The 25,401-nt window shown below is 39.4% G+C and carries 26 protein-coding genes; 16 read left to right on the plus strand and 10 right to left on the minus strand.

Going from position 1 to position 25,401, the window contains the following annotated elements:
- Positions 1-428: 428 nt before the first annotated feature.
- Positions 429-1,082, minus strand: coding sequence for a pyridoxamine 5'-phosphate oxidase (gene pdxH / locus QQK09_RS06335; protein ID WP_284203270.1), 654 nt, complete (start codon positions 1,080-1,082; stop codon positions 429-431).
- A gap of 80 nt (positions 1,083-1,162) precedes the next feature.
- Between pdxH and QQK09_RS06340 the strand changes: the two genes are divergently transcribed.
- The 5 genes from QQK09_RS06340 to QQK09_RS06360 all read left to right on the plus strand — a co-directional run bounded on the left by QQK09_RS06340 (position 1,163) and on the right by QQK09_RS06360 (position 3,664).
- On the plus strand, positions 1,163-1,720 hold the full coding sequence (locus tag QQK09_RS06340) for an elongation factor P hydroxylase (RefSeq protein WP_284203271.1): 558 nt from the start codon (positions 1,163-1,165) through the stop codon (positions 1,718-1,720).
- A complete protein-coding gene (locus QQK09_RS06345; RefSeq protein WP_284203272.1) occupies positions 1,717-2,184 on the plus strand; it encodes a low molecular weight protein-tyrosine-phosphatase in 468 nt (155 codons plus the stop codon). The genes QQK09_RS06340 and QQK09_RS06345 overlap by 4 nt, the downstream gene beginning before the upstream one ends.
- Positions 2,181-2,591, plus strand: a complete 411-nt coding sequence (locus tag QQK09_RS06350) for a thioesterase family protein (RefSeq protein WP_284203273.1) — start codon at positions 2,181-2,183, stop codon at positions 2,589-2,591. The genes QQK09_RS06345 and QQK09_RS06350 overlap by 4 nt, the downstream gene beginning before the upstream one ends.
- A gap of 94 nt (positions 2,592-2,685) precedes the next feature.
- Positions 2,686-2,976 carry a PilZ domain-containing protein gene (locus QQK09_RS06355; RefSeq protein ID WP_284203274.1) on the plus strand — a complete coding sequence of 97 codons (291 nt, stop codon included), beginning with the start codon at positions 2,686-2,688 and terminating at the stop codon, positions 2,974-2,976.
- 121 nt (positions 2,977-3,097) lie between these two features.
- Positions 3,098-3,664, plus strand: coding sequence for a glutathione S-transferase family protein (locus QQK09_RS06360; RefSeq protein ID WP_284203275.1), 567 nt, complete (start codon positions 3,098-3,100; stop codon positions 3,662-3,664).
- On the opposite strand, the gene QQK09_RS06365 is transcribed toward QQK09_RS06360, so the two are convergent.
- The 4 genes from QQK09_RS06365 to QQK09_RS06380 form a co-directional block, all read right to left on the minus strand.
- Complete coding sequence (locus QQK09_RS06365; protein WP_284203276.1) at positions 3,654-4,415, minus strand: 4'-phosphopantetheinyl transferase family protein; 762 nt, start codon at positions 4,413-4,415, stop codon at positions 3,654-3,656. The two genes, QQK09_RS06360 and QQK09_RS06365, sit on opposite strands and share 11 nt — an antisense overlap.
- 158 nt (positions 4,416-4,573) lie before the next feature.
- Positions 4,574-4,879 (minus strand): DUF496 family protein, encoded by a 306-nt coding sequence (locus QQK09_RS06370; protein ID WP_284203277.1) that lies wholly within the window; start codon positions 4,877-4,879, stop codon positions 4,574-4,576.
- 234 nt (positions 4,880-5,113) lie between these two features.
- Complete coding sequence (locus tag QQK09_RS06375; RefSeq protein WP_284203278.1) at positions 5,114-5,635, minus strand: RNA methyltransferase; 522 nt, start codon at positions 5,633-5,635, stop codon at positions 5,114-5,116.
- 169 nt (positions 5,636-5,804) lie between these two features.
- A complete protein-coding gene (locus QQK09_RS06380) occupies positions 5,805-6,161 on the minus strand; it encodes a DUF2750 domain-containing protein (protein ID WP_284203279.1) in 357 nt (118 codons plus the stop codon).
- Between the two features lie 378 nt (positions 6,162-6,539).
- On the opposite strand from QQK09_RS06380, the gene dinB reads away from it, so the two are divergent.
- Positions 6,540-7,595, plus strand: coding sequence for a DNA polymerase IV (gene dinB / locus QQK09_RS06385; protein ID WP_284203486.1), 1,056 nt, complete (start codon positions 6,540-6,542; stop codon positions 7,593-7,595).
- Between the two features lie 98 nt (positions 7,596-7,693).
- Here dinB and QQK09_RS06390 read toward each other — a convergent pair whose 3' ends face one another.
- The 4 genes from QQK09_RS06390 to QQK09_RS06405 all read right to left on the minus strand — a co-directional run bounded on the left by QQK09_RS06390 (position 7,694) and on the right by QQK09_RS06405 (position 12,322).
- Positions 7,694-9,250, minus strand: coding sequence for an extracellular solute-binding protein (locus tag QQK09_RS06390; protein ID WP_284203280.1), 1,557 nt, complete (start codon positions 9,248-9,250; stop codon positions 7,694-7,696).
- Between the two features lie 104 nt (positions 9,251-9,354).
- Positions 9,355-10,245 (minus strand): carbohydrate ABC transporter permease, encoded by an 891-nt coding sequence (locus QQK09_RS06395; protein ID WP_284203281.1) that lies wholly within the window; start codon positions 10,243-10,245, stop codon positions 9,355-9,357.
- A gap of 9 nt (positions 10,246-10,254) precedes the next feature.
- Positions 10,255-11,214, minus strand: coding sequence for an ABC transporter permease (locus QQK09_RS06400; RefSeq protein ID WP_284203282.1), 960 nt, complete (start codon positions 11,212-11,214; stop codon positions 10,255-10,257).
- A gap of 13 nt (positions 11,215-11,227) precedes the next feature.
- Positions 11,228-12,322 (minus strand): ABC transporter ATP-binding protein, encoded by a 1,095-nt coding sequence (locus QQK09_RS06405; RefSeq protein WP_284203283.1) that lies wholly within the window; start codon positions 12,320-12,322, stop codon positions 11,228-11,230.
- Between the two features lie 627 nt (positions 12,323-12,949).
- Here QQK09_RS06405 and kduD (QQK09_RS06410) point away from each other — a divergent pair.
- The 3 genes from kduD (QQK09_RS06410) to QQK09_RS06420 all read left to right on the plus strand — a co-directional run bounded on the left by kduD (QQK09_RS06410) (position 12,950) and on the right by QQK09_RS06420 (position 15,415).
- Complete coding sequence (kduD, locus tag QQK09_RS06410; RefSeq protein ID WP_431312583.1) at positions 12,950-13,708, plus strand: 2-dehydro-3-deoxy-D-gluconate 5-dehydrogenase KduD; 759 nt, start codon at positions 12,950-12,952, stop codon at positions 13,706-13,708.
- A 142-nt stretch (positions 13,709-13,850) separates the two neighbouring features.
- On the plus strand, positions 13,851-14,780 hold the full coding sequence (gene kdgK / locus QQK09_RS06415; protein ID WP_284203285.1) for a 2-dehydro-3-deoxygluconokinase: 930 nt from the start codon (positions 13,851-13,853) through the stop codon (positions 14,778-14,780).
- 11 nt (positions 14,781-14,791) lie between these two features.
- Entirely contained in the window at positions 14,792-15,415 is a 624-nt protein-coding gene (locus QQK09_RS06420) for a bifunctional 4-hydroxy-2-oxoglutarate aldolase/2-dehydro-3-deoxy-phosphogluconate aldolase (protein WP_284203286.1), read from the plus strand.
- A gap of 179 nt (positions 15,416-15,594) precedes the next feature.
- Here the strand turns inward: QQK09_RS06420 and kdgR are convergent, their stop codons facing one another.
- Entirely contained in the window at positions 15,595-16,392 is a 798-nt protein-coding gene (kdgR, locus tag QQK09_RS06425; protein WP_284203287.1) for a DNA-binding transcriptional regulator KdgR, read from the minus strand.
- Positions 16,393-16,649: 257 nt separating this feature from the next.
- On the opposite strand from kdgR, the gene kduD (QQK09_RS06430) reads away from it, so the two are divergent.
- The 7 genes from kduD (QQK09_RS06430) (at position 16,650) to QQK09_RS06460 (ending at position 25,066) form a co-directional block, all read left to right on the plus strand.
- The gene (kduD, locus tag QQK09_RS06430; RefSeq protein ID WP_284203288.1) at positions 16,650-17,411 is read left to right on the plus strand and encodes a 2-dehydro-3-deoxy-D-gluconate 5-dehydrogenase KduD; all 762 of its coding nucleotides are present in this window, start codon (positions 16,650-16,652) and stop codon (positions 17,409-17,411) included.
- Positions 17,412-17,439: 28 nt separating this feature from the next.
- A complete protein-coding gene (locus QQK09_RS06435; protein WP_284203289.1) occupies positions 17,440-17,961 on the plus strand; it encodes a YgjV family protein in 522 nt (173 codons plus the stop codon).
- A gap of 21 nt (positions 17,962-17,982) precedes the next feature.
- Positions 17,983-18,303 carry a cupin domain-containing protein gene (locus QQK09_RS06440; protein WP_284203290.1) on the plus strand — a complete coding sequence of 107 codons (321 nt, stop codon included), beginning with the start codon at positions 17,983-17,985 and terminating at the stop codon, positions 18,301-18,303.
- A 62-nt stretch (positions 18,304-18,365) separates the two neighbouring features.
- Positions 18,366-19,007 (plus strand): RpiB/LacA/LacB family sugar-phosphate isomerase, encoded by a 642-nt coding sequence (locus QQK09_RS06445; RefSeq protein WP_284203291.1) that lies wholly within the window; start codon positions 18,366-18,368, stop codon positions 19,005-19,007.
- 654 nt (positions 19,008-19,661) lie between these two features.
- Positions 19,662-21,434 (plus strand): sodium:solute symporter family protein, encoded by a 1,773-nt coding sequence (locus tag QQK09_RS06450; RefSeq protein WP_284203292.1) that lies wholly within the window; start codon positions 19,662-19,664, stop codon positions 21,432-21,434.
- Positions 21,435-21,630: 196 nt separating this feature from the next.
- Entirely contained in the window at positions 21,631-23,052 is a 1,422-nt protein-coding gene (gene uxaC / locus QQK09_RS06455; protein WP_284203293.1) for a glucuronate isomerase, read from the plus strand.
- 13 nt (positions 23,053-23,065) lie between these two features.
- A complete protein-coding gene (locus tag QQK09_RS06460) occupies positions 23,066-25,066 on the plus strand; it encodes a heparinase II/III domain-containing protein (RefSeq protein ID WP_284203294.1) in 2,001 nt (666 codons plus the stop codon).
- Positions 25,067-25,401: the final 335 nt, after the last annotated feature.

The following is a 25,401-nucleotide window of genomic DNA, read 5'->3' on the forward strand; positions in this document are numbered from 1 at the left end:
CCGTCGGGCTAAAGCCACGAACTACGGTTTATTCTGATCCACCTGTAGGTCGGTATTTATGCCGACAAGCTAACGCTGATACTTTGTGTTTCCAACGCTAATCATTCGCAAACTGGAGCAAGAAAACCGTCGGGCTAAAGCCACGAACTACGGTTTATTCTGATCCACCTGTAGGTCGGTATTTATGCCGACAAGCTAACGCTGATACTTTGTGTTTCCAACGCTAATCATTCGCAAACTGGAGCTAGAAAACTGTCGGGCTAAAGCCACGACCTACGGTTTATTCTGATCCACCTGTAGGTCGGTGTTTATGCCGACAAACCAACAAACGTTGCATCCATTATGTTCATTAGACATGAAACTCCCACGAGAAACATGGGAACTAATTTTTGACTGATAGCTGACAGCTAAACGCTGACGGCTATGTTTTAAGGATTCAAACGCGTAATATCCCAACCATTTTTCGTTGGTTGATAGATAAATCGATCATGTAATCTGTCTGCTTTACCTTGCCAAAACTCAATTCTGTCAGGTACGACACGATAACCGCCCCAAAACTCAGGCAGTGGAATCTGTTGTCCTTTAAACTTCTCTTCAAACATTTTTACGCGCTCGGCTAACACGTCACGGCTTTCAAGTAGATCACTTTGATGAGAAGCCCATGCGCCAATTTGGCTTCCGCGTCCACGACTATGGAAGTAATCAGCTGATTCCTGCTCGCTAATACGCTCTATGCGACCTTCAATACGCACCTGACGCTGTAACATATTCCAGTGAAATAGTAGCGCTGCAAAAGGGTTTTCTTCTAGCTCGCCTGCTTTGCGGCTGTTGTAATTAGTGAAGAAAACAAAACCTTTATCATCAACCTCTTTAAGCAATACCATGCGCGAAGAGGGACGACCTTCTGCCGTACAACTAGAAACAGACATAGACTCAGGTAGGATGATGCCACTATTTTCTGCTTCTTTTAGCCAATCTTTGAAAAAAGCGATTGGATCATCGGTTTCTTGTAGCGCTTTATTTTCGATTAATAGCCCTTGTCCAAGGGTGAATGCGCAGCGGATTTTGCTTAACAGTGACATAAGATCTTCTTATATAAATTAAATTACCCTAAGTGTATAATTTAAAGAAAATAATACAAACTTTTAATCGGTTAATCATTTTGTCTAAAACATTTTACTATCAAGATTTGATTCATATTTTTGAATCTACTTTTTTCAATACATATAATACTAAACTTATTTGTGGCAACGATGAGCCTATCTACCTGCCTGAAGATTCACAGCACCCATTTCATCGTATTGTTTTTGCACATGGTTTTTATGCCAGCGCACTACATGAAATAGCCCATTGGTTAGTGGCAGGTGAAAAACGTCGCTTACTTGAAGATTACGGTTACTGGTATGAACCCGATGGAAGAACAGCATGTCAGCAAGCAGAGTTTGAAAAAGTCGAGATCGTGCCTCAAGCAATAGAGTGGGCCGTTGCGATGAGTTGTGGTTTTAAATTTGATGTTAGTGCAGATAACTTAAGTGGGATTGAGATTGATCGCCTTGGGTTTAAACATAAAGTACATGCACAATTATTAGGTTATTTAGAAAAGGGTTTTTCGGCTCGTACTGCTGCGCTACTTGATGCTTGTGCTGAGTTTTATAATACGCAACCTTTAACACCCTCAATGTTTAATTATATTGGCATGAATACAGGAATGAATAAATGAAAAAAATATTAGTCGTTTGTTTAGGTAACATTTGTCGTTCGCCCACAGCAGAAACGGTATTACGTGCGACGGCCCAAAAAATGGCCATTGATATCGAGATTGATTCTGCGGGCACAATTAATAACCACCAAGGCAACCAACCTGATAAGCGCTCTATGGCTGCGGGTGAAGCACGTGGTTATAGCTTTAAAGGCATCACATCAAGACCGGTGACGGCGCATGATTTTGAGTATTTTGATCTCATTCTCGCAGCGGATAACAGTAACATTGCTGATCTGAAGGCGATTTGTCCAAGCCATTTACAGTATAAAATTGCACTTTTCCTTAGTTACGCACAAGCAGAGACTGATCAAATCCCTGACCCCTATTATGGTGGTGATGCCGGTTTCGAATTGGTACTTGATCTACTTGAAGATGCATCAACACAGCTATTAAACATTATTAACCAAAAGGGCACACTGTGACGAGTAAAGTGTTTCATCACCCAGTACAGATTTATTATGAAGATACAGACCACTCTGGTGTTGTTTATCACCCTAATTTTTTAAAATATTTTGAGCGTGCTCGTGAGCATGTGATCGATAGTGATCGTTTAGACAAACTATGGCGTGAAAAAGGGTTAGGTTTTGCTGTTTATAAAGCCAACATGACTTTTCAAGATGGCGTCGAGTTTGCAGAAGTCTGTGATATTCGCACCAGTTTCAAATTAGATGGCAAATATAAAACCCTATGGCGTCAAGAAGTATGGCGTCCTGGTGCAACTAAACCTGCTGTGATTGGTGATATTGAAATGGTGTGTTTGGATAAAGAGAAACGTTTGCAACCTTTACCTGTAGAGATTTTGGACTACCTAACCCAAAATAATGTTTAAGCTCTCAAAGTACTGAAAAAGAGTAATAATAGACTTGCAGGATGAATCCATTTAATCCATTTTACTTGATATAAGCTAATAATTTGGAGAGGTTATGTTTTTTGCCAAAGAAGATAAACGTTCATTTCGACGTATGGAATTGGATGTCGGGATTGAAATAACAAAAGACACTGCAGTTGCTCAAGGAGTCTGTAAAGATTTAAGTAGCACAGGCATGTCAATCACCTTTACTGATGTGAATTTTAAGCAGGGTGATAAAGTACATATTAAACTCGATACGGCAGATGATCGTTTCCCCCCTTTAGACGCAGATGCAACATTATTACGGGTTGAAAAAACGGATCAGGGATTTATGGCTGCGGTACAGTTTATTAGCATGAAATAAAATCCGATTGAGATGCCAAGTATTCGCTTGGCATTGTTATAGCTAACTCACTCCTGTCTTCAATTAAGCGTGTTTTTATATCAGGGGGAGTATGTTGATGATGAAGTTAAAAAGGAACGATATGAAAATTTATGGAAGTTATACTTCTCCCTTCGTGCGCCATTGTCGTATTGCATTATTACAAGCGGATATTGAGTGTGAATTTATTGAAACAGACGCAACCCAAAGTGCTGAGATATCACCCACGAAAAAGGTTCCTTTACTGGTTGATGGCGATATCACGTTAACCGACTCGAGCTCTATTTTACGTTACCTACGTGAAAAATCGGGTGTGGCTTATATGGACGACATTGTTGACTTTGATCTTTTCAATATGACCAATACGGTAATGGATGCGTGTGTTAATGTCTTCTTTTTGGAGAAGATGGACGAAATAACGATTGAGCAAAGTAGCTATTTAACACGTCAAAACGAACGTGTCTTATCAGGATTGATCGCATTAAACGAATCACCTATCGAGGCGCAGCTTCCATTATCTGATGGGCTCATTCGTCTTGCTTGTTTTTTAGATTGGGGAGTTTACCGCGATCGTATTGACCTTAAAAAACTAACGACTCTGACGCGTTTATTAGATATCGCGCGTACCGATAAACACTTCATCAAAACAGTGCCACCCTTTAACGGTTAAACAGTGATGCACCTTGCTCCATTGAAAATAGCTGGATAGCAGGTTTGTTTTCTAGCGTTTTATTATTATTTATCGACACAGCAATACAGTGTTTATTGTCGGGGAATAATAGTGCTTGATACCAATGTTGCGGAGACTGCTGCTTACACTTTTCATTAAAGGTTAACACTATATTATCGTTGAAGTTAGCCGTTGTTGAGGCATTTACTGCAAAGCTAAATGTCTCCAATCCTTGGCTAATACCAAGGCCGGTTGCTTTCACGAAAGATTCTTTTAACGTCCAATACTCAAAAAATTGCTTTGGTGAGGCTTTTACTCGTTGCGCTTCATCACTGGAAAAAAAACGATCTGCAATAGCATTAACACTGATCTTTCGTGATAAATTTTCAATATCACAACCAATATCCTTATTTAAACAAACTGCACAAATAATTAATTCATCATTGTGGCTTAAATTAAATCGTAGCGGGAGTGGGGCGTTTGTGATTTCTGGCTTACCTAATTCTCCGACGCTGAATTGCCACGATTTCGGTGCGACAGGCGCATATTGAGAGAGTAGTAAGCGGATAAAAGAACGCGTGATCAAGGCGGTGTGCTTAGCGCTACTTAAGCGATAGCGATCAATTTTTTGACATTCTGAATCAGACAGTAGTGCTCTTAATGAAGGGTGTTCGGATATCTGTTTGGGATTGACTGCCCATATATGAATCTCGTTATCAGCAAGTGCAACCGAGGAGATATTACTTAACATATCATTTACTGCCTAATTTTAGTCATTTGTAGGATTGCTATCAGTACCCATTCATTTTTATACGCATATTTGCTCATTTGATGGGGAATATTGGAATTATAGATAGCAAAAAGGAGGATAAATCCCCCCTTTATTATTAATAACATTAGGCTATTAATTTATTTTTTAATAGGTGCAACTGGTTTAAATGAATTAATTTTTTTATTCACTTCGCGGCGTTCTTTAGAAAGCTCTGCACCAATGATGATGTAGTCATCAACACGGTCTTCATAATCACATAACATGTTTTTAATGATCGCTTTAATATCATTCTGATCCATGTCAGCTGTGATGTAATCTGTTAAGTTACCTAGTAATTCAACTCGTTTACGGTTATCACGAATTTTTTTAGTATTATCTAGAATTTCGCGTTTTAATTTATTTTTACGACGTGCATTTTTTACTAGTTCAAGTACATTCGACATTTATTATACCTTTTATCATTGTATATTTAATAATCTTACTCATCAGAAGTCTATTATACCTATTGATAAGCATAACGCTGTTGTATTTTAAAAATAAAATCAGTTATTCGCAATAAAATTGTGGTGTATCAATGTTTTAATGGGATTTTCTTTTGTTATTAATATGTTACTGAGATATTTATTTTATCTACCATGAGCTCTAAATAATGACTGGTGGTTATTTACCACCAATGACTATTTATTTGCAGGGTTTTTTACTTTAACTCGGTTGTTGTTATCACGGCTTTTTTTGATTAATTCATTATCAGTAACAAATTGCGATGATTTTGATAACCGATCATACAAAAGAACATTAACTGTCGCAGCAAGGTTCATACAACCAATCGTGGGTACATAAACAACAGCATCAGCTTGATTTATTATCTTTTGATTCAGGGTGCCATCTTCAGGTCCAAACAGATACAGCGCTTTTTCTGGATGACTAAAGTTAGGTAAGGGGATTGCGCCTTCAACAAGGTCAACACACACTACTTTTACATCGTCTGGTTTATTATCAAGTAGGTGTTGTTGCTGGCTGAGCGGAATCAATGTACGCATTTTTTTTGTGTCAGTATTAAGTTTAACTGCACGATCATAGCGTGTGCCGGTATAGATAACATTGTCGACTTGATAACAGCCCGCTGCACGCATCACCGCGCCTACATTTGTTGCACTTTTAGGATCACTTAATCCAATGGTTACACTGTTTTCAGACATTTTCATTCTTATGCTAATTAAAGTTGCGATATTCTAACGATAGATATCTGCTTAAGCAAAATTTTCAAGGGGATTTTATCGTGGTGGTGCGCGAAGAAGGGGATTTGATAATGAGAAGCACAACATTAATTGTCTTCTCAATCAGTTTTTAATACTGCAATGTGGTGAATTAAAGTGCTTCGATCTCTGTTAGCACTTGTGTTAATTCAGCAAGATCAACTTCAAGATCATTACCTTCATCACCCCAGTTTAAGCCAATTACAACATTGTCTTCTAATAGATCATCAACCCAAAATTCAAACCAATCAGCAAGTGTGATTGCTGTTGCAACATAATCTTTCCACTCTTCAACACAGTGCACTTGTGCAAGTGCTTGTGTAGACCATAGTGGCATCACTTCTGTTTCTTCGAACTGCAGTGAATCCAGTACTACCCAATCTTCACTTTTTGCATCTTGCAGTGCCCATAATGTTTGCGTTGGTTTTACATCGTTTGAAAATGCGCTTAGTGCTTCTAAAGTGTTCATAATATTTCTCTTATTTGGTGACTGCGATTATTGGCGTAGTATACCTATTTCGACAGGGGGGGCTATCGCTTTATTATAATATTGATTAAAAAAAAAGCATTTTGTTGCTGATATAAAGTACAGCGGTACAACTTTTCATGAGTAAAGATAAAAAGTTGCATTTTCGCAAAAATGACAGACAATATGACTGTCTTTATAAACAGTTATTGTTATACATTAAGGTTTAATAGCAACGAGGGTGAGCTGCATTATTATGTGTAAAACAAGACATTAATATATTGTTATAGCAAAAATGTTGTTCAAAGTGAGCGTGTAGCAAGATGGCAAGTACCTAATATGATTGAAAAAAATGAACTAATATTGCCAATGGCTAAAAAAATGAAGAAGTTAATTCATATCGATATGGACTCATTTTTTGCCTCGGTAGAGATGCGCGACGAACCTAGCTACAGGGACATTCCTCTCGCGGTGGGGGGAAATGAAAAACAACGTGGCGTGATTAGTACGTCAAATTATGAAGCGCGCAAATATGGTGTGCGTTCTGCAATGCCAACGGCACATGCGTTGAAATTGTGCCCTCATTTAAAGGTAGTGCCAGGGCGTATGCAGGTTTATAAAGAAATCTCAGTACAAATCCGCGCTATTTTTGAACGTTATACGAACTTGATAGAGCCATTATCTTTAGATGAAGCTTTTCTTGATGTGACTGATTGTCCCCAGCACCATGGCTCTGCGACATTGATTGCGCAAGCAATAAGAGAAGATATTCACCGAGAGTTAAACCTGACGGCCTCAGCAGGGGTTGCGCCGCTTAAGTTTTTAGCCAAAGTGGCTTCCGATATGAATAAACCCGATGGGCAATTTGTCATTCCGCCGAGTGATGTTCAAGGGGTTATTGATACGCTGCCTCTGGAGAAAATACCGGGGGTGGGTAAAGTCAGTTTGGAAAAGTTGCATCATGCCGGGTTTTATCTCTGCGAAGATATAAAAAACAGTGATTATCATGAATTACTGAGACAATTTGGCCGCATGGGCGGATCACTCTGGAACTTTAGTCATGGTATCGATGAGCGTGAAGTAATTACAGAAAGGGAACGTAAATCTGTCGGTGTAGAGCGTACCTTTGCAGTTAACATTAATACCTTTGATGAATGTTGGCAGTATATTGAAGAGAAGCTTTATCCAGAACTCGATAAACGCCTTGCACGTGTTTCATCTGAGAAAGCGATCATCAAGCAGGGCATCAAGATTAAATTTGCTGATTTTCAGCTCACCACAATAGAGCATATACACAGTGAGCTTGAACTGGCGTATTTTCGTGAGCTATTACAGGAAATTTTGCAAAGACAGCAAGGGAGAGAGATAAGATTGCTAGGGGTAAGTGTGATGTTAAAGCCGGAGGAACAGGTTAAACAGCTTAATTTAGATTTATAAATCAGTTTCTGCATAAGCAGAAAATGGACAAAAAAAGAAGGCAACAGTTTTCACTATTGCCCTATTAATACAGATAATTAACGCAATTTAATGGTTAATTATTTTTTGTAAGCACGGTCATAAGCAGATTGCATTACTTTAACAACACTGTCGTAACCCATTCTATCGATTTGAGCGATGTAAGTATCCCAATCTTCATCGATATCACGTGAACCAAGTACCCAAGCTTGTTGCATTTCCAACATGTAATCTCGAATAGTTATCCAACGTTTATCGAAGACGGCTTTCTCTTTTTCATTTAAAGCAACACCTAAGAATGGCTTAAGTAGGTAGTCACCTTGGTCATATAACGCGATAGCTTCAAGTGCGTATTTATTTGACCACTGTAGCTCATATGAATAGTCTTGGTAGAATCCACGCTGAACCTGTGCACCCACTTCCCAAAGCTGAGCAACAACAGGTGCACTATTTTCAAGTATCTCTTTTTTGAAAATTGGCTTGCCATCGATCATGTCATACTGTTTGCCTTCGATTCCAAAGTTAGCTAAACGACGACCCTCTTCGGTAAAGAAGAAGTCAAAGTACTTCATTGTCTCAATCTGGTTTTCATTAGTATATGAAATTGCCCAACCTTGATTCTTAACTTTAGCACGACGATGTTCTTCAACACGTACACCTGAAATGCTAGCTGGTGGAGCTAGTGCTTTAAACTCAAAGCCCTCTACTTTATCTTTCAGTGAATCATTATAACCGGTCGTTGACGCAAACCAATCGTGTGTCATACCACCTAAGTCATTCGACAGTAAAAATTCACGTGAACGGCTTCCGCGTGTAAATACTTCAGCATCGATCAAGCCTTCTTTATACCATTTAGCTAGGTTACGGATACCAGTTCGGTAACCTTCACCCACATAGCCGTGACGAAGCTCACCTTCAACAACGTGGAAATCATGGAACACATCTGAGCCAGATGTACGACCATCCCACAGGGTTACCATACGAATGAGTTCTTCCCAGTTACGCATAAATACTGGCACTTCATCTTTTTTACCGTTGCCGTTTGGATCGTTATCACGAAAAGCCGTTAATACTTTGTATAGCTCATCCACGTTTTCAGGTGATTTAAGATTTAGCTTCTTAAGCCAGTCAGTACGGATAAAGTAACCTTTACCATATTTACCGTCAGGCAGATATGGAATGTAATAAATGTTGCCATCTGAAGCTAAAATGGAGCTTCTAATATCTGGGTTTTTATCGAAGAAAGCCTTAATATTAGGCGCATATTTATCGATTAGATCATTCATTGGAACGAATGCACCTTCAGGACCATAACGATTTACATTATCTCTAATAAAATCACCACCCACGATATCAGGCAAATCACCACCTGCAATAAGTAAGTTAAATGCTTCTTCACTTTTTGTTGTTGTCATTGAAGCAACATTATTTAATTGTACGTTGGTTAACCTCGCCGCCTCTTTTTCTACTAACCAGTTATTATCGTAAACGAATTTTTTAGTGTGAAAATGAATATCAAGTTTCAGTGGTTTCTCTGATACTTTATAAGCACCGTCAGCTGATGTCGCTATTGCAGGTACTGCAATAACAGCAGAACTTAGAATAATTGACGTTACTAGGTTTTTTACCATTCGCATAATACTTCTCCATTTTGTGTTCATACATTGTGTAGCCTATACACTCCCGTATAGGCATTGGTGGTGATTGTTATGTGTTGTAAGTGTTAAGTGTTGTAAGTGTTCTATTCTTTTACGCCCCCCAACATGATCCCTTTGTTAAACGATTTTTGTACCCACGGATAAACAAGCAATACTGGAATAATTGACAGCACCATAATTGCTGAGCTCACTGTTTCAAATGAGTACGCAGAGGTTATTAACGAGCTTGCAAAGGTATCATCATCACTTAACTGAGTGATTATTTGACGTAAATACACTTGCAAAGGGATTTTTTCTTCATCTCTTAATAAGATCATTGCCCAGAAGAAACCGTTCCAGCGTGAAACGATACAAAACAGGGTAATGGTGGCAATAGCCGGTTTCGCCAGTGGAATGAATACTTGCCATAACACTTGGAAATCATTGGCGCCATCCATACGAGCAGCCTCTTCAAATGAAGCCGGTACAGCTTCAAAGAAGTTTCTTAACAGGATGATATTGAACGCGTTACAGGCAAAGCCGATAATGATACCGAAGTAGCTATCGAGTAATCCTAAATCTCTCATGTTCAAGAAAAATGGGATCATGCCGGCATTGAACCACATGGTGAAAGCAATCATCATATTCCAATATTTACGGCCCGCTAACTGCGGTCGAGATAGTGCGTAAGCACATGGAATAATGAACAGTAGGCTGGTTAATGTTCCGCCAACGGTATAGATGAATGTATTTCTGTATGATGTCCAGAATGCGGGATCAAACACCACCATTTCATAGGCCGCCACGGTAAAATCTACCGGAGTAAGGAAAACTTTACCGGCTGTTACCGCATCGCCTAAACTGAAAGACAAAGAGGCAACGTAGATAAACGGGTAGAGCGTACTTGCTGTAAACATCGCGATTAAGAACATATTCAAATAGACAAACGCTTTATCGCCTTTTGAATACAAGTTCATATTTTCTTTAAAACTCATAATATTTCCTTACCAAAGAGACGTTTTAGAAACGCGCTTACTGATTGTGTTAGCAGTAATCACAAGTAAAAATGCAATAACAGCGTTGAATAACCCTGCTGCAGCGGCTAAATCATATTGTGCAGCTTGTAGACCTTGACGATAAATAAAGGTACTTATTACGTCTGCCGTCTCGTAGGTTGCTGGTTGATAGAGCATGATAATCATCTCAAAACCGACCTCAAGAATGTTACCAATCTTAATAATCAACATGATTAAAATGGTCGGTAATATGCAAGGAATGGTTATTTTGTACATCATTTGAAAACGTGAAGCGCCGTCAACCACCGCTGATTCATAAAGTGATGGGCTAACGCCTGCCACTGCCGCTAAGAATACAATTGAACCAAAACCTGCTTCTTGCCAAATACCGGTGCCGACGAAGATAGTGCGGAACCATTCAGGCTTAGTTAAGAAATAGACCGAGTCAAAACCCATTGCATTTAGCATCAAGTTGATAACACCGGTGGAAGGGGCAAACGCGGTAATAACAATACCTGCAATGATTACTGCCGAAATAAAATGCGGTAAGTAAACAATCGTTTGGGCTGTTTTCTTAAACTTAGGGTTGATTATTTCGTTAAACATTAACGCTAAGATAATGGGTATTGGGAAACCAAAAATCAGGCTCGCTCCACTTATCATGACCGTGTTTTGAATCGCACGAATGAATTGGTCGTTATTGAACAAGGTATAAAAATGTTCAAGACCTACCCAAGGGCTAGACGTAATACCTTTAAAAACGCTGTAGTCTTTAAAAGCAATTTGTAAGCCGTACATCGGCTTATAAAGAAACACGATAAACCAAATAATGGTCGGTAATAACATCAGATAAAGTTGCCACTCTTTTCTTAAGTGTTTAACAACTCTTCTTGATTTGACCAATAGCATGGGCTCTGGTGTGCTTAGTGAATGATTTATATCTTCCATAATATTCTCTAACCTATTTGTTATCGGCTGCAATCATTGCGTTTGTTGTTTTTTTATCAAACACGGTGATGGCATTTTGACGGAAATAAAGTTTATTTAAGCTCTCTAAATGAGTCAGTTGACCATGTGTTTCAACCTTAATCACAAATGGCTTACCTAAGAACTTACAATGCAACAACGCTTCTGAGCCGAGTGTTTCTACTAAGTCAATGCTGACATTGATAGCAGAAGCATTTTCAGTTGGCTCAATATCGATATACTCAGGGCGAATACCAATGATAATCTCCTCTCCATTGCTCAATTGGCTAAGAGTTGGTAGTAAACAACGTTGACCTTCAAACAATGCATAACAACCGGCGTCACTAACTTCTGCCGTCGCTTCGATTAAGTTCATGGGTGGTGAACCGATAAATGTGGCAACAAACGTATTTGCCGGGCTATTAAATAGCTCCATCGGCGTACCCACTTGCTCTATTTTACCGTTGCTCATGACCACAATACGGTCTGCCAATGTCATTGCTTCTACTTGGTCATGGGTAACGTAAACACTGGTCACGCCAAGACGTTTATGAAGCTGTTTGATTTCAGCACGCATTTGCGTTCTTAGTTTTGCATCTAAGTTAGAGAGGGGTTCATCGAATAAAAATACTTTTGGATGGCGTACGATTGCACGGCCCATGGCAACACGTTGACGTTGACCACCAGAAAGATCTGCTGGGCGTCGCTCAAGAAGCGGTGTTAGCTCAAGCGTTTCAGCTACCTCTGTCACTATTTTACGAATCTCATCTTTTGGCACTTTACGAATACGTAAACCAAATGCGATGTTATCAGCGACCGTTAGGTGTGGGTAAAGTGCATAATTTTGAAACACCATCGCGACGTCTCTGTCTTTTGGTGCAACATCATTAATAACGCGCTCTGCGATACTTACTTCTCCACCACTAATCTCCTCTAGTCCAGCAAGCATTCTAAGCGTTGTGGACTTGCCACAACCAGAAGGCCCAACAAGTACAACGAACTCTTTTGGTTTAACTTCTAGGTTTATACCTTGAACAACAGTTACGTCTCCGTAACTTTTCACCAGGTTTTTAAGTTTCACTGTTGACATATTTATCTCTACTCCATCAAAGATTGGAAAGGTTTAGTTTTTAGGTTTTAAATATTTATCGCTAATAATATGCATTTATTAAACGCTAACAGAGTATAAAAAGTAAACTGCAACGGGCCTTTTGTGTAAACTGAATCACTGTTTCATTTTTATTGTGGTATTTTTTGTGGTGTTGGTCTCTGTTTTGTAAATTATCTTTATGATATTTATTTTTGTAATCAAAGAAGGGCTAGTCATTACTTAAGGTCTTTTCAAAATATTAGGTGGCGGCGATTGTGCGATGTGAGTGTTGCCGCCTAAAGCCACATTAGGCTTTATTGTTATTCCATAGAAAGTTAAAGGGTACAGGTCGTTTTTTGTTGTGTTTTTATTACCTATTATAAAAACGGCTAAGCCGTTAATTACTCGCTTATGCTGGTGCCTAGCCACTGTTTCAGTCGATAGTCGTTGTTCATTACGTTGAAGTGCTAAGAGGGTTTAACCTGTTTTTATAATAATTGCGCTGTTTTATGAAACGGCGTTTCATAAAAAGGTTGAGTTTTTGTAATTGTTGTGTATATTTGACGTATCGCTAATAATTACATTGAAAATAATTAACTAATTCTCTAATGAGGAGAAATGTAAATGATGAATAACGCATTAAATTTGCAAGGTAAAGTCGCTATTGTGACTGGCTGTGATACTGGTTTGGGTCAAGGAATGGCAATTGGTTTAGCGGAAGCTGGCTGTCAGGTAGTTGGAATCAACTATATTGAACCAGCGGAAACGATTGAAAAAATGAATACGGCAGGGCATACCTTTTTAGATGTGCGTGCAAACTTGCTTAAGCAAGATGATATCCCGCGTATCATTGAAGAAACACTTGCTGCCTTCGGTAAAGTAGATATTTTAGTAAATAATGCCGGCATTATTCGTCGTGAGGATGCGTTAGAATTCTCTGAACAAAATTGGGATGACGTAATGAATATCAATTCTAAAACGGTATTCTTTATGTCACAGGCTGTTGCAAAACAATTTATTGCACAGGGCAATGGCGGTAAAATTATTAATATTGCTTCTATGCTCTCTTTCCAAGGTGGTATCCGCGTACCTTCTTATACTGCATCAAAAAGTGCGGTGATGGGCATCACTCGTGCGATGGCTAATGAGTGGGCAAAACATAATATCAATGTTAATGCCATTGCCCCTGGTTATATGGCAACCAACAATACAGAAGCGTTGCGCGCTGATGCTGATCGTAATGCTGCGATTCTTGAACGTATCCCTGCTAATCGCTGGGGCACGCCTGCTGATGTTGCCGGACCTTGTGTTTTCTTAGCGTCAAATGCTGCTGATTATATTAATGGTTACACAATTGCAGTAGATGGTGGTTGGCTAGCTCGCTAAAAATTTGGCGTAATATGATAAGGATGAACACTCCATTAAATCATGGCGATGTTCATTTCTTTCATATCAAGACTTATTTTAAATGTCATTGTTATCGGTTTGTTTTTCCGATCTTAATGAAACGAAGTAAAAGGGTAATTTTATGACTTCTGTAACCCGTATCGCTGTGATTGGCGAATGCATGGTTGAATTAAATAAAAATTTGAATGCGCTAGAGCAGAGTTTCGGCGGCGATACGTTAAATACGGCTGTCTATTTATCGAGGCTGACCCAGCAACAAGGGATATCTACTTCTTATATCAGCGCATTAGGGCATGATCCCTTCAGTGCTGAAATGTTGCGTGCGTGGAATGAAGAGGGGATAGACACTGATTTAGTGAAGCTCTCAGAACATAAGCTACCTGGTATGTATGCGATTGAAACTGCTGAAGATGGTGAACGAAGCTTTTTTTATTGGCGTAATGATTCGGCTGCAAAGTATTGGCTAAAAGAGCGTGATCTTGTCGCCTTAACACAACAGTTGCGTGACTATGGCATGATCTACCTTAGTGGTATTAGTTTCGCAATTTTGTCTTATACGTGTCGAGAAGTATTAATTAACATGCTCACCATTTGTCGAAAAAGTGGCGTGAAAATAGTGTTTGATAATAACTACCGCCCGGCATTATGGGAAAGTATCGAAGCAGCCCAAACCTGTTATCAACAAATTTTAGCGATTACTGATATTGCATTTCTGACCTTTGATGATGAACAAATGCTCTATGGTGATGATAACGAGCAGCAAGCGATCGAACGTACACAAGCACTTGGTGTAAAAGAGATTGTCATTAAACGCGGCGAGCAAGATTGTTATGTCGTGATGGCAGATTCGATGATCAGCGTTGCACCGCATTATATTGATAATGTTGTTGATACAACAGCCGCAGGTGACTCTTTCAGTGCTGGGTATTTAGCGAAAAGGCTATTAGGTGGAACACCTGAAGCATCAGCATTGGCCGGGCATACTTTAGCTGGCACTGTGATACAACATCGTGGCGCGGTGATTTCAGTTGATAAAATGCCGACTATTTAATGGAGATTAAAATGAAAACCTTGAACCAAAGATTATCTGAAATAAAAATTGTACCTGTTATTGCGATTAAAGATGCTGCCAAAGCGGCTAAGTTAGCCGAAGTCTTATGTGAAAATGGTTTACCCTGTGCAGAAGTTACGTTTAGAACAGAGCAAGCTGCCGATGCCATTAAAGCGATGCGTCGTGCTTTTCCTGATATGTTAATCGGATCGGGAACAGTGTTAACCACTGCGCAGGTTGATCAATCAATCGAAGCTGGGGTTGATTTTGTTGTTAGTCCTGGGTTTAACCCAACGACAGTTAAATACTGTCAACAACGTAATATTACGATTATTCCCGGTATCAATAACCCAAGTCTTGTTGAGCAAGCAATTAAAATGGGGCTAGATACGGTTAAATTCTTTCCTGCGGAACCCTCTGGTGGCACAGCAATGCTAAAATCATTGGCTGCCGTTTACCCAGTTAGTTTTATGCCAACGGGTGGAATTAATCCAAGCAATGTGAATGATTATTTATCTATCCCTAGTGTGCTTGCCTGTGGTGGGACTTGGATGATACCGAATGATCTGATTGATAATGAACAGTGGGATGAACTGGCTATTTTAATTCGTGAAGTAGCAAGCATTATTGCATGATGTGAGAGCCATTGAACTTTTAAGTTGCTTTGCATAAAACTTCAACTGAAAAAATCAGTGGCTTCTAAAGGCTGTTTATTGTTGAAGGGGATAAAGGGGCTAACGATCTTATTTAATCGAGCCCAATAAAACAGTGCACACGGCGTAATTCGACTTTATCACAAGCTAGATCATCTAAATTAGCTTACTGGATAATGCGGGTATCCCAATTGAGATGAAATATTTTTACCTGCTTGGTGTAAAAGGTTTACATAATAAGGTAGGCGTTTTTCATCAAAGCGAATCGTAGGAAATGAGATTGATACACCTGCGATAACAACACCAAACTTGTCATAAATGGGCGCCGCAAGACAACGTAAGCCTGGTTCCTGTTCCTGATTATCTTCTGCATAATGCTGTGTATTGACCATTTTAAGCTCAGAAAGTAATTGCTCGGTATTTTCAAGCGTCTTCTCTGTGTGCCTAATAAATTCTACCTTTGATAATGTCGTGCGAATAAAGGCTTCATCTCGCTCTGCTAATAATACTTTACCAATAGCGGTACTATAAAGTGGGTTACGACGTCCGATTTTTGATTGCATTCTTAAGTTATAGTTAGAGTCTATTTTATGAATATAGATAATCGACTCGTGATCTAATGCACCTAGATGTAATGCTTCATTGGTTTGTTCAGAAATAGCCTGCATCTCTTTATCCGCCAAACTAATTAGGTCTGCGTACTCAAGTGATTGTGCGCCTAATTCGAACAACTTTAATGTTAATGAATACCTATCCGCTTCATCTTCTTGTGCGACATAACCCAGTGTCTTCATTGTTTGTAGAAATCGGTATGTTGTTGCCTTTGACATCATTAAACGTTGTGACAACTCAGAGACACCGATCTCTTTTTGATCGCCTAATGCTTGAAGAATACTGAACACTTTTAGTACTGAAGAGACCGATTCAGGCTGATTTACTTTTCCTATCATACTTCCCATATTTCACTCTATTATGTTGTATTGTATTACAATTATGCACATTATCCCTTGCGAAACAAATTTTATAGTGTTTTTATGAAGTGTTTTTTAAAAACATTAGACATGAAAGGGTGCAAGGCAAGTAAAATAGCGGGATCTAATTATTGAAACATTGGTTCATAAATAATTTGATGTCTTAAATTTATTTGTGTATATTAAGTGGCTCGTAGTGAGCAGGATGAATTGTTTACAGAAATGGACTCTGTTGAGGATATAGTATGATTATTGACGCATTAAGTTTAAAAGGTAAAGTCGCAATTGTAACCGGTTGTGATACTGGTTTAGGGCAAGGTATGGCGCTAGGTTTAGCACAAGCTGGCTGTCAGGTTGTTGGTGTTAACTACATTGAACCAACAGAAACAATTGAAAAGATGAATGAAGCAGGTCATACCTTTTTAGATGTTCGTGCCAATCTTCTTAAGCAAGATGATATTCCTCGCATTATCGAAGAAACGATTGCTAAGTTTGGAAAAATTGATGTGTTGGTGAATAACGCCGGCATTATTCGTCGTGAAGATGCGGTTGATTTCTCTGAACAGAATTGGGATGACGTAATGAACATCAATTCTAAAACCGTATTTTTCATGTCTCAAGCCGTTGCCAAGCAGTTTATGGCACAAGGCCATGGCGGTAAAATTATTAATATCGCTTCTATGCTTTCTTTCCAAGGTGGCATCCGCGTACCTTCTTATACGGCATCAAAAAGTGCGGTAATGGGTATTACACGTGCGATGGCGAATGAGTGGGCAAAACATAATATTAATGTTAATGCGATTGCGCCCGGTTATATGGCGACCAACAATACAGAAGCACTGCGTGCCGATGAAGCGCGTAATGCGGCAATACTTGAACGTATTCCAGCTGATCGTTGGGGTACTCCTGAAGATGTCGCGGGCCCATGTGTTTTCTTAGCTTCTAATGCGGCTAATTACATCAACGGTTATACCATCGCTGTAGATGGTGGTTGGTTAGCACGCTAAATAATATGCATATGACGGTGGTAAAACCATGCTAGATCAGCTATTAATTGCTCAAATATTTGGTTTTATCAGCTTTATATTAGGCGTTTCAACCTTCTATCAAAAAGATGATAGAAAGTTGAAGATCTTGATGCTGATATTTAACCTTAACCATGTGGTTCACTTTTTATTATTAGGAACATTAGTGTCTGCATTAAGCGCCTTGGTTTCTGCGCTTAGAACAGCAACATCAATCTATGTTTCATCAAAGTTAGTTGCGAGTGCTTTCATTGCCGTTGGCTTGGTGATTGGGGTGTTTTTAGCGGATTCTGTTTGGGATTTGCTGCCCATTTTAGGCATGGTAATTGGCACTTATTCTATCTTTGTGTTGAAAGGCATAGCGATGAGAATTGCGTTCCTAATGGGCTCTGTTTGTTGGTTAATCAATAATATTTTAGTCGGTTCAATCGGTGGTACTTTATTAGAAGCGACCGTCATCGTCATCAATAGCATAACCGTTTTACGCATGTTGCGTGAAGAACGTATTTTAATTGAAAATAGTAGTCATTAATTAAATTTAGGTAGGTAGCTCATGTTTATATATAACAACGATATTAAATTAGAAGATCTCGGTGCCGGTGTCTCACGTAAAGTGTTAGCACATAGCGAAAATATGATGGCCGTTGAAGTGCATTTTGAAAAAGAAGCGATAGGTCCAATGCACTCTCATCCGCATGAACAGTTAACTTACGTGCTTTCTGGTGCGTTTGAATTCACCATTGGTGAGCAAGTGAAAATCGTGAAAGCGGGTGACACTATGTATAAAGAACCAAATATTGAACACGGTTGTGTGTGCTTAGAAGCAGGGGTACTTATTGATAACTTCACCCCGATGCGTAAAGACTTTGTTTAACTCAATAAAATTTGTTTAATGTAACTTTAATTTAAATGCAGCCACAGCTGTAGGAGAAAAAAATGAAAATAGCTCTAATGATGGAAAATAGCCAAGCGGGTAAAAATGCAACGGTATTAAATGAACTACAAACTGTTGTCGGTCCTTTAGGTTACCCTGTTTATAACGTGGGCATGAGTGATGAAAACGATCACCACTTAACTTATATCCACTTAGGTATTATGGCGAGTATTTTGGTTAATGCTAAAGCTGTTGATTTTGTTGTGGCAGGCTGTGGTACGGGCCAAGGCGCGATGATGTCTTTAAATATTCATCCTGGTATCGTTTGTGGCTATTGTTTAGATCCGTCAGACGCATTTTTATTCAACCAAATCAATAATGGTAATGCACTTGCATTAGCATTTGCTAAAGGTTTTGGTTGGGGCGCTGAACTTAATGTTCGTTATATTTTCGAAAAAGCATTCACAACGGGTGAACGTGGCCAAGGTTATCCACTTGAGCGTGTTGTACCTCAGCAAGCAAACGCGGGTATTTTAAACCAAGTTAAAGCAGCGGTTACAAAAGATAACTACCTAGATTCGTTACGTGCTATCGATCAAGAGTTAGTTAAAACAGCGGTATCAGGCGAACGTTTCCAAGCTTGTTTCTTTGAAAACTGCCAAGATGAAGTGATTAAAGAATACGTACAATCATTATTAGCATAACGTTATAACAAGTCTTTGTTAGCTGGGTATTATCCCTGCAGATAAAGCAAGAATAAGACGATAATCTGTCATCGAATCATTGCAGGTTATCGTCTTCCTATTGGACCAATCCTTTTCTCATTCCATCATACCTTCAGCATTACTTTCACTTCGATTATTTGTTAAAAAGCTAACCGATTTTTCACCCCATCTTGTGCAAAATCGAGGTTAATATTTGTTAAATAAAGGTCATATAAAATGTAGTGTGCCATGAGTGAGCGCTAACTGCTTGTTTTGATTCTACCCTAGGTTACTTTTATGCAGTCATGTAGAACAGTTGCTTACGTGATATTGCTGTCGAGTGGCGTACCATTCCTTCAACGCTAATATTGTTGTTCAAATATTTTCCTCAATTAAACGTCGCTTACTCATGCGTTCTCTAGTCTAAAAAGGCACTCTACACCATCCCCATGAGTTCCACCTTCAATTGAGCTTCATTGCCTTTGCCTTAATATAAATGTGAGCGCGTTATCAGAACCTTTTTTTTTCTGAGATATAAGTCACGTGTAGGGGCTCTACTCCTTTATAAAATCTCATTTTGAATAATAATGAAACAGTATTTCAATTAATTAATTTGAATTGTATTATAAAACTAAAAACAAGGAAGGTGTAAGAATGAATATTGATATGGTGGTAGTGGGCGTCTATTTTATCTTTATGATAGCGATAGGTGTCATTTTTAAACGTTTTGCGGGTACATCGACAAGTGATTACTTTCGTGGCGGCGGTAAGATGTTGTGGTGGATGGTAGGTTCAACTGCCTTCATGACACAGTTCAGTGCTTGGACGTTTACCGGGGCAGCTGGTAAAGCATTTACTGATGGCTTTCCAATCATGGTTGTATTTATGGCCAATGCGTTTGGATTCCTGCTGTCTTGGTTATATTTCTCGTACCGTTTCCGTCAAATGCGTGTTGTTACGCCGATTGAAGGTGTTCGTCGCCGTTTTGGTGCAACAAATGAGCAAGTATTTACTTGGGCAACGATGCCAACCAGTATTGTTTACACGGGTATTTGGTTAAACGGTCTTGCGCTATTTGTAAGTGCGGTATTTAAAATCGATATCGAAACGACCATTGTCGCGACCGGTTTAATCGTACTGTTTATTTCTGTACTTGGTGGGGCTTGGGGCGTTGTTGCATCCGATTTTGTACAGATGGTTGTTATCATGGCGGTGACCGTCGTTTGTGCTATTGCAGCGTTAGTTAAAATCGGTGGCCCATCTAATCTTATCGAGCAGTTCCCTGCTGAAAGCATTATGGGCTCTGGGATGAATTACCCATTACTGTTTATCTCTTGGTTTATCTTCATGTTTGTTAAGCAATTGCAAAACATCAATAACATGCAAGATTCTTATCGTTTCCTAACAGCAAAAGACTCGGTTAATGCGAGAAAAGCGGCATTACTTGCGTTTGTTCTGATGTTAGTGGGTCCGGCTATTTGGTTCCTACCTCCTTGGGTAACTGCGGTTATCTACCCTGATGCTGCAACAGCGCATGCTGCAGAGTTAGGTGGTAAAGCGGCTGATGCTGTTTACCTTGTTTTTGTTGAGAAGGCGATGCCTGTTGGCATGGTTGGCTTGTTAATGTCAGCTGTATTCGCAGCAACAATGTCTTCAATGGACTCTGGTCTGAATCGTAACTCTGGTGTTTTTGTGCGCAATTTCTATTTGCCAATTATTAATAAAAAGGCAGATGACAAGAAGTTAATGCGTGTGAGTCAGTTTGTAACCGTCGTCTTTGGTGTATTGATCATCGGTGTCGCATTGTTTATCAACTCGTTACGTGGCTTAAGTCTGTTTGATGCAATGATGTATGTTAGTACGTTGCTACAAATGCCAATTTTAGTGCCACTTTTCTTTGGTATTTTCATTAAGAAAACACCGGACTGGGCAGGTTGGGCAACGCTATTAGTCGGTGCTGTTGTCTCTTACATGGTGAGTTTTGTTATTACAGCTGAAGTGGTTAATAGCTGGTTAAGTCTTGATGCTCCGTTTACGGGTCGTGAAGCGAAAGACTTAAAAGTCTTGTTAGGTATTGTAGGTCATCTGGTTATTACTGGTGGTTTCTTCTGCTTAACAACACGTTTCTACAAAGCGCCAGTGGGCGAACGTAGTAAAGAGCTAACTGAATTCTGGGATGATGTTGAAACACCTGTTATCTCAGGCCCTGGTCAAGATGAAATGGATCGCCAGCAACGTGACATGTTGGGTAAGTTAATTCTTATCTTTGGCGCGCTAGTGACCTTAATGGTACTTATCCCTAATGAATTCTGGGGCCGTATGGCGTTCGTTTTCTGTGGTGCGGTGATTGTTTCTGTTGGCGCGCTGTTATTAAAAAGTGCAAGAAAAACAACGGTTACAACGTTAAACCCTCGTACGTCTAGCTAGGCGTTCGTACCCATTATCTGCATCTCATTCAAGGTGAATACTGATGCAGATATTGGGTAAATATTAATACCTAATGGTTGTTCACTGAGTCTCATCGCGACGTAATAAAGTACAGTAGTAGTCGATTATACCTTTATTAACGGCGTGTCTTTATCAACAGTGATCACCAACGTATTCATTTAGGAAGAGCTTTGTTATGGCAACGTTTATAGATAAAGACTTTTTGCTACAGGGTGATATAGCAAAAAATTTGTATCATCAATGTGCATCCGAGATGCCAATTATTGATTACCACAACCACTTAGATGCCAAAGATATTTATAACGATATTCATTATGTATCGATGACGGAAGCTTGGTTAAGCAGTGACCATTATATGTGGCGAGCATTAAGAAGTAATGGTGTTAATGAGCACTTTATTACCGGCAATGCCTATGAGTATGAAAAATTTCAAAAATGGTGTGAAATCATGCCTTATTTGATTGGTAATCCCATTTATCATTGGTGCCATCTCGAGTTAAAAATCTATTTCAATCTTGATTTATTAATCAATAGTGAAAACTGTGCTGCTATATGGGAGCACTGTAATGCCTTATTAAAAACACCGGAATTTTCAATGCGTCAGCTATTGATGCGTCGTAATGTTGATACGCTGTGTACCACCGATGATCCGCTTAGTGATCTTCGTTATCATCGTAAAATTGCCCAGTCTGATTTTCCTATCAAAGTGTTGCCAACGTTCCGAGCGGATGGACTATTCGCTATTGAAGATGTAGAAAAATTTAATGTGATGCTTAAGCAACTGACGATGCTCACCAATATCGACATTGTCGATTTTAGTAGCTATGCCGAAGCGATGGTGAGTCGGGTTGAGTATTTTGCAGAGCATCATTGCAACTTATCCGATTTGGGCCTCAAAGTGGTTGAGTACGCATACGCTTGCAGTGATGTGTTAGACGACATCATGTTCAAAGTACTTAATCGATTATCCCTTTCTGTACTAGAAATTACACAATTTCAGAGTGCTGTATTTAAAGTCCTTGGTGAATCCTATGACTTACATGGTTGGTCTATGCAGGTTCATATTGGTGTGCTTGCTAATGTGAATAAACGCCGTCTGCACAGTCTCGGCGCGGGCAGTGGTTTTAGTGTGGCTAACGACAATGCCATTGCCACTAATCTCTGCCATTTATTGAATTCGTTAGATGAAATACGCGCGTTACCACAAACAATTCTGTATAGCGTCAACCCCAAAGACAGCCATGTATTAGGTGCCATATTAGGCGCATTTCAGGACAGCGATGCCGCGCCTGGGAAAATACAGTTAGGCGCTGCTTGGTGGTTTAATGATCATAAATTAGGGATGGAGCAGCAGCTTCAAGACTTAGCGAATCTCGGCGCATTAGGGCGCTTTATTGGTATGTTGACCGATTCACGCAGTGTCTTGTCGATTTCTCGTCATGATTACTTTCGCCGAATACTGTGTAACTTACTGGGTCAGTGGGTAGACACTGGCGAAATCCCAAATGATCCACACCTTCTTTTACAAACCGTAGAAAACATCTGCTATCGGAATGCTAAAAACTATTTCAACTTTCATCATTCACAAATTTTATAAAGGTACCTCTATAATGTTGCAATTTACGCCAAAAGAAATGGTTAAAATTCGTCAAAAAACTAGCCCCGCGCTAATTTCTCAGATTATTGAGGAAAATAAAGTGATCTTAAATTCAGAGACCTTAGTGCCACCCGATGCTCGCGCTACGTGGAATCTATACTATTTTTGTCCTAATCATGGTGTGCGCTTAACATGGGATAGATACAAACCCACTGAGCACCTTTGTGCGGTAGATGGGGAAATATTAACTGGCGAACCCTACGATGGTGCTTGGTGGCGTGGTCTAAATGGTTTGAATGCCAAAGCATGTAATGATCTTGGTTTGTTATGGCAGATAACTCAACAACGAACTTATTTGACCAAAGTAAAAGAAATTTTACTGGGTTATGCTGAGTTTTATCCCGGTTATGAAGAGCATGGTGGCATTCCATATAACGGTCCTGGCAAAGCAAATTCACAAACCCTTTGTGAAGCTAATTGTAATATTGATTTTGCAAGAGGCTATGATTTTATTAAAGATAATCTAACCGCTAAACAACGCGAGTATATTGAGCAACGCCTATTAAGAGAGGGCGCAGAGTTTTTAATGCAACATCGCAGTGATCAACTGCATAACCATGAAATGAAAATTTCAGCAACGATTGGGGTGATTGGTTTAATTATTAATGAGCCACGTTTCATCGACTTTGCTGTCAATACACCCTATGGCTTAACTTATCAGTTAGAGCATGGCATGAAGGGAGAAGGGTTATGGTTTGAAGGCTCGATTCATTATCATTATTATGCATTGCAAGCACTGCTTAACTTTGAAAAATTGGCACACAAAACACAGTATTCATTAAAATCACATCCAAACTTTCATACTATGCTGGCATTTCCGCTGAAATTGTTGATAAATACGGGTGACTTTCCGCGTTTGAATGACTGTATTGCTGGTCAGGAAAAGCTTAACCACCATCACCTTTTCGAATTTGCTTATAACCAATTTAAGGATCCGCTTTTTGCCTCGGCACTAAAAAACATCTACCTGAGCAAAGAGCGTAATAATATAGAAGCACTCTTATACGGCGTCGATACCTTGCCTGATGCGCCTTTACTTAGTTGCCAATCTTTCCATGCTGAACAATCTGGTATCACCATTATGTACCAAGAAAGTGGCGATAATATGCTATTAGTTAAGCATTCACCCTATGGCGGAGAGCATGACCATTATGATCGTTTAGGGCTGATTTTAAGCCGAAATGGCAAAGAGATTTTACCTGACTTAGGCACCACCGGTTACGGTGCAGAGTTACATTATGGTTATTATAAAAATACGCTGACACATAATACCTTAGCCGTTGACCAAGAAAATCAACCGCCAGCAACGCCCTCTGTGAATCACTACAATCAGCAAGATAATTTCACTTGGTTGGATGTGCAAACAGATTGGTGTGGTGAACAGCCAGAAGTCGATAGCCATACGATTGTTCAGTGGGATACTGATGCCTATAAAGACGTACGTTTTCGCCGTCAACTTTTATGGCTAGGTGATATTGCGATTGAATTTAACCATGTGCATAACCCACATAATAAACCCTTAGATCTAGTCTGGCACATACGCGGTATGCACGCAGGGTTAGATGAAGACAATCAATGTGTGAACCCAATGACCGGACCACTTGCACGCATGATAGGGTGTCATGGCAGAGTGATTAATGACAGTTTGTCACTTGATTATCATATTGAAAACGATAGTGATTTTCATCAGCAAATGTTGGTTAATCAGGATGTGCAGCTATTACGTGGTTATGCGCCTGATAACCCTGCAGTACGTAACTTAGCTTATTCGATTGTGCGTTCTGAAGAAAAGCACTTACAGGTAGCGGTCGTACACAATTTAACTTCTGGTTCCGTGGTCAGTGTTTCAAATTTAGCGTGGCTTGAAACAGGGCTAAGTTTTGATTTAAAACGTGATCAGCAAGTACAACATGTTGATATTAGCTACGATAATGGCGAGGTGTGCTTTTCGTAATTACAAATAAATTAGTTGACGCTTAGCGGCGTCAATGTTTCTTCAATATAACGTTAACTTGTCGATTAGGGGACTTCATCTCGCTACAAGTTATCGTTATACCCATACCAACTCATTTTATTTTCTGTTAATACTTCCAATACGATAATACTGCTCCTTGAAAATAGGGAGAAGAGGTTATTAGATCTTCAATATTTAATGCTTTTGGCATAAGCAAGCAGGTGCTCAGCAAAGCATCGGCTAGGTTAAACATTTGCTCGACACCACTGAACAATATTTATTTTTTAAAAATTTTCATATCACCTTATTAAATAAGCTAATTTCCTCTTTAAATC

Source organism: Psychromonas marina (assembly GCF_030161115.1).
Lineage (GTDB): Bacteria > Pseudomonadota > Gammaproteobacteria > Enterobacterales > Psychromonadaceae > Psychromonas > Psychromonas marina.

What these genes read in the sequence shown, in the direction of transcription:
- kdgR (WP_284203287.1), bottom strand. Translation starts at nt 16,392, where the DNA reads ATGGGAAGTATGATAGGAAAAGTAAATCAGCCTGAATCGGTCTCTTCA.
- QQK09_RS06395 (WP_284203281.1), bottom strand. Translation starts at nt 10,245, where the DNA reads ATGAGTTTTAAAGAAAATATGAACTTGTATTCAAAAGGCGATAAAGCG.
- QQK09_RS06435 (WP_284203289.1), top strand. Translation starts at nt 17,440, where the DNA reads ATGCTAGATCAGCTATTAATTGCTCAAATATTTGGTTTTATCAGCTTT.
- QQK09_RS06445 (WP_284203291.1), top strand. Translation starts at nt 18,366, where the DNA reads ATGAAAATAGCTCTAATGATGGAAAATAGCCAAGCGGGTAAAAATGCA.
- QQK09_RS06440 (WP_284203290.1), top strand. Translation starts at nt 17,983, where the DNA reads ATGTTTATATATAACAACGATATTAAATTAGAAGATCTCGGTGCCGGT.
- kduD (WP_284203288.1), top strand. Translation starts at nt 16,650, where the DNA reads ATGATTATTGACGCATTAAGTTTAAAAGGTAAAGTCGCAATTGTAACC.
- QQK09_RS06365 (WP_284203276.1), bottom strand. Translation starts at nt 4,415, where the DNA reads ATGTTAAGTAATATCTCCTCGGTTGCACTTGCTGATAACGAGATTCAT.
- QQK09_RS06375 (WP_284203278.1), bottom strand. Translation starts at nt 5,635, where the DNA reads ATGTCTGAAAACAGTGTAACCATTGGATTAAGTGATCCTAAAAGTGCA.
- kdgK (WP_284203285.1), top strand. Translation starts at nt 13,851, where the DNA reads ATGACTTCTGTAACCCGTATCGCTGTGATTGGCGAATGCATGGTTGAA.
- QQK09_RS06405 (WP_284203283.1), bottom strand. Translation starts at nt 12,322, where the DNA reads ATGTCAACAGTGAAACTTAAAAACCTGGTGAAAAGTTACGGAGACGTA.
- kduD (WP_431312583.1), top strand. Translation starts at nt 12,950, where the DNA reads ATGAATAACGCATTAAATTTGCAAGGTAAAGTCGCTATTGTGACTGGC.
- pdxH (WP_284203270.1), bottom strand. Translation starts at nt 1,082, where the DNA reads ATGTCACTGTTAAGCAAAATCCGCTGCGCATTCACCCTTGGACAAGGG.
- QQK09_RS06360 (WP_284203275.1), top strand. Translation starts at nt 3,098, where the DNA reads ATGAAAATTTATGGAAGTTATACTTCTCCCTTCGTGCGCCATTGTCGT.
- QQK09_RS06400 (WP_284203282.1), bottom strand. Translation starts at nt 11,214, where the DNA reads ATGGAAGATATAAATCATTCACTAAGCACACCAGAGCCCATGCTATTG.
- QQK09_RS06345 (WP_284203272.1), top strand. Translation starts at nt 1,717, where the DNA reads ATGAAAAAAATATTAGTCGTTTGTTTAGGTAACATTTGTCGTTCGCCC.
- QQK09_RS06460 (WP_284203294.1), top strand. Translation starts at nt 23,066, where the DNA reads ATGTTGCAATTTACGCCAAAAGAAATGGTTAAAATTCGTCAAAAAACT.
- QQK09_RS06420 (WP_284203286.1), top strand. Translation starts at nt 14,792, where the DNA reads ATGAAAACCTTGAACCAAAGATTATCTGAAATAAAAATTGTACCTGTT.
- QQK09_RS06355 (WP_284203274.1), top strand. Translation starts at nt 2,686, where the DNA reads ATGTTTTTTGCCAAAGAAGATAAACGTTCATTTCGACGTATGGAATTG.
- QQK09_RS06370 (WP_284203277.1), bottom strand. Translation starts at nt 4,879, where the DNA reads ATGTCGAATGTACTTGAACTAGTAAAAAATGCACGTCGTAAAAATAAA.
- dinB (WP_284203486.1), top strand. Translation starts at nt 6,540, where the DNA reads ATGAAGAAGTTAATTCATATCGATATGGACTCATTTTTTGCCTCGGTA.
- QQK09_RS06450 (WP_284203292.1), top strand. Translation starts at nt 19,662, where the DNA reads ATGAATATTGATATGGTGGTAGTGGGCGTCTATTTTATCTTTATGATA.
- QQK09_RS06380 (WP_284203279.1), bottom strand. Translation starts at nt 6,161, where the DNA reads ATGAACACTTTAGAAGCACTAAGCGCATTTTCAAACGATGTAAAACCA.
- uxaC (WP_284203293.1), top strand. Translation starts at nt 21,631, where the DNA reads ATGGCAACGTTTATAGATAAAGACTTTTTGCTACAGGGTGATATAGCA.
- QQK09_RS06390 (WP_284203280.1), bottom strand. Translation starts at nt 9,250, where the DNA reads ATGCGAATGGTAAAAAACCTAGTAACGTCAATTATTCTAAGTTCTGCT.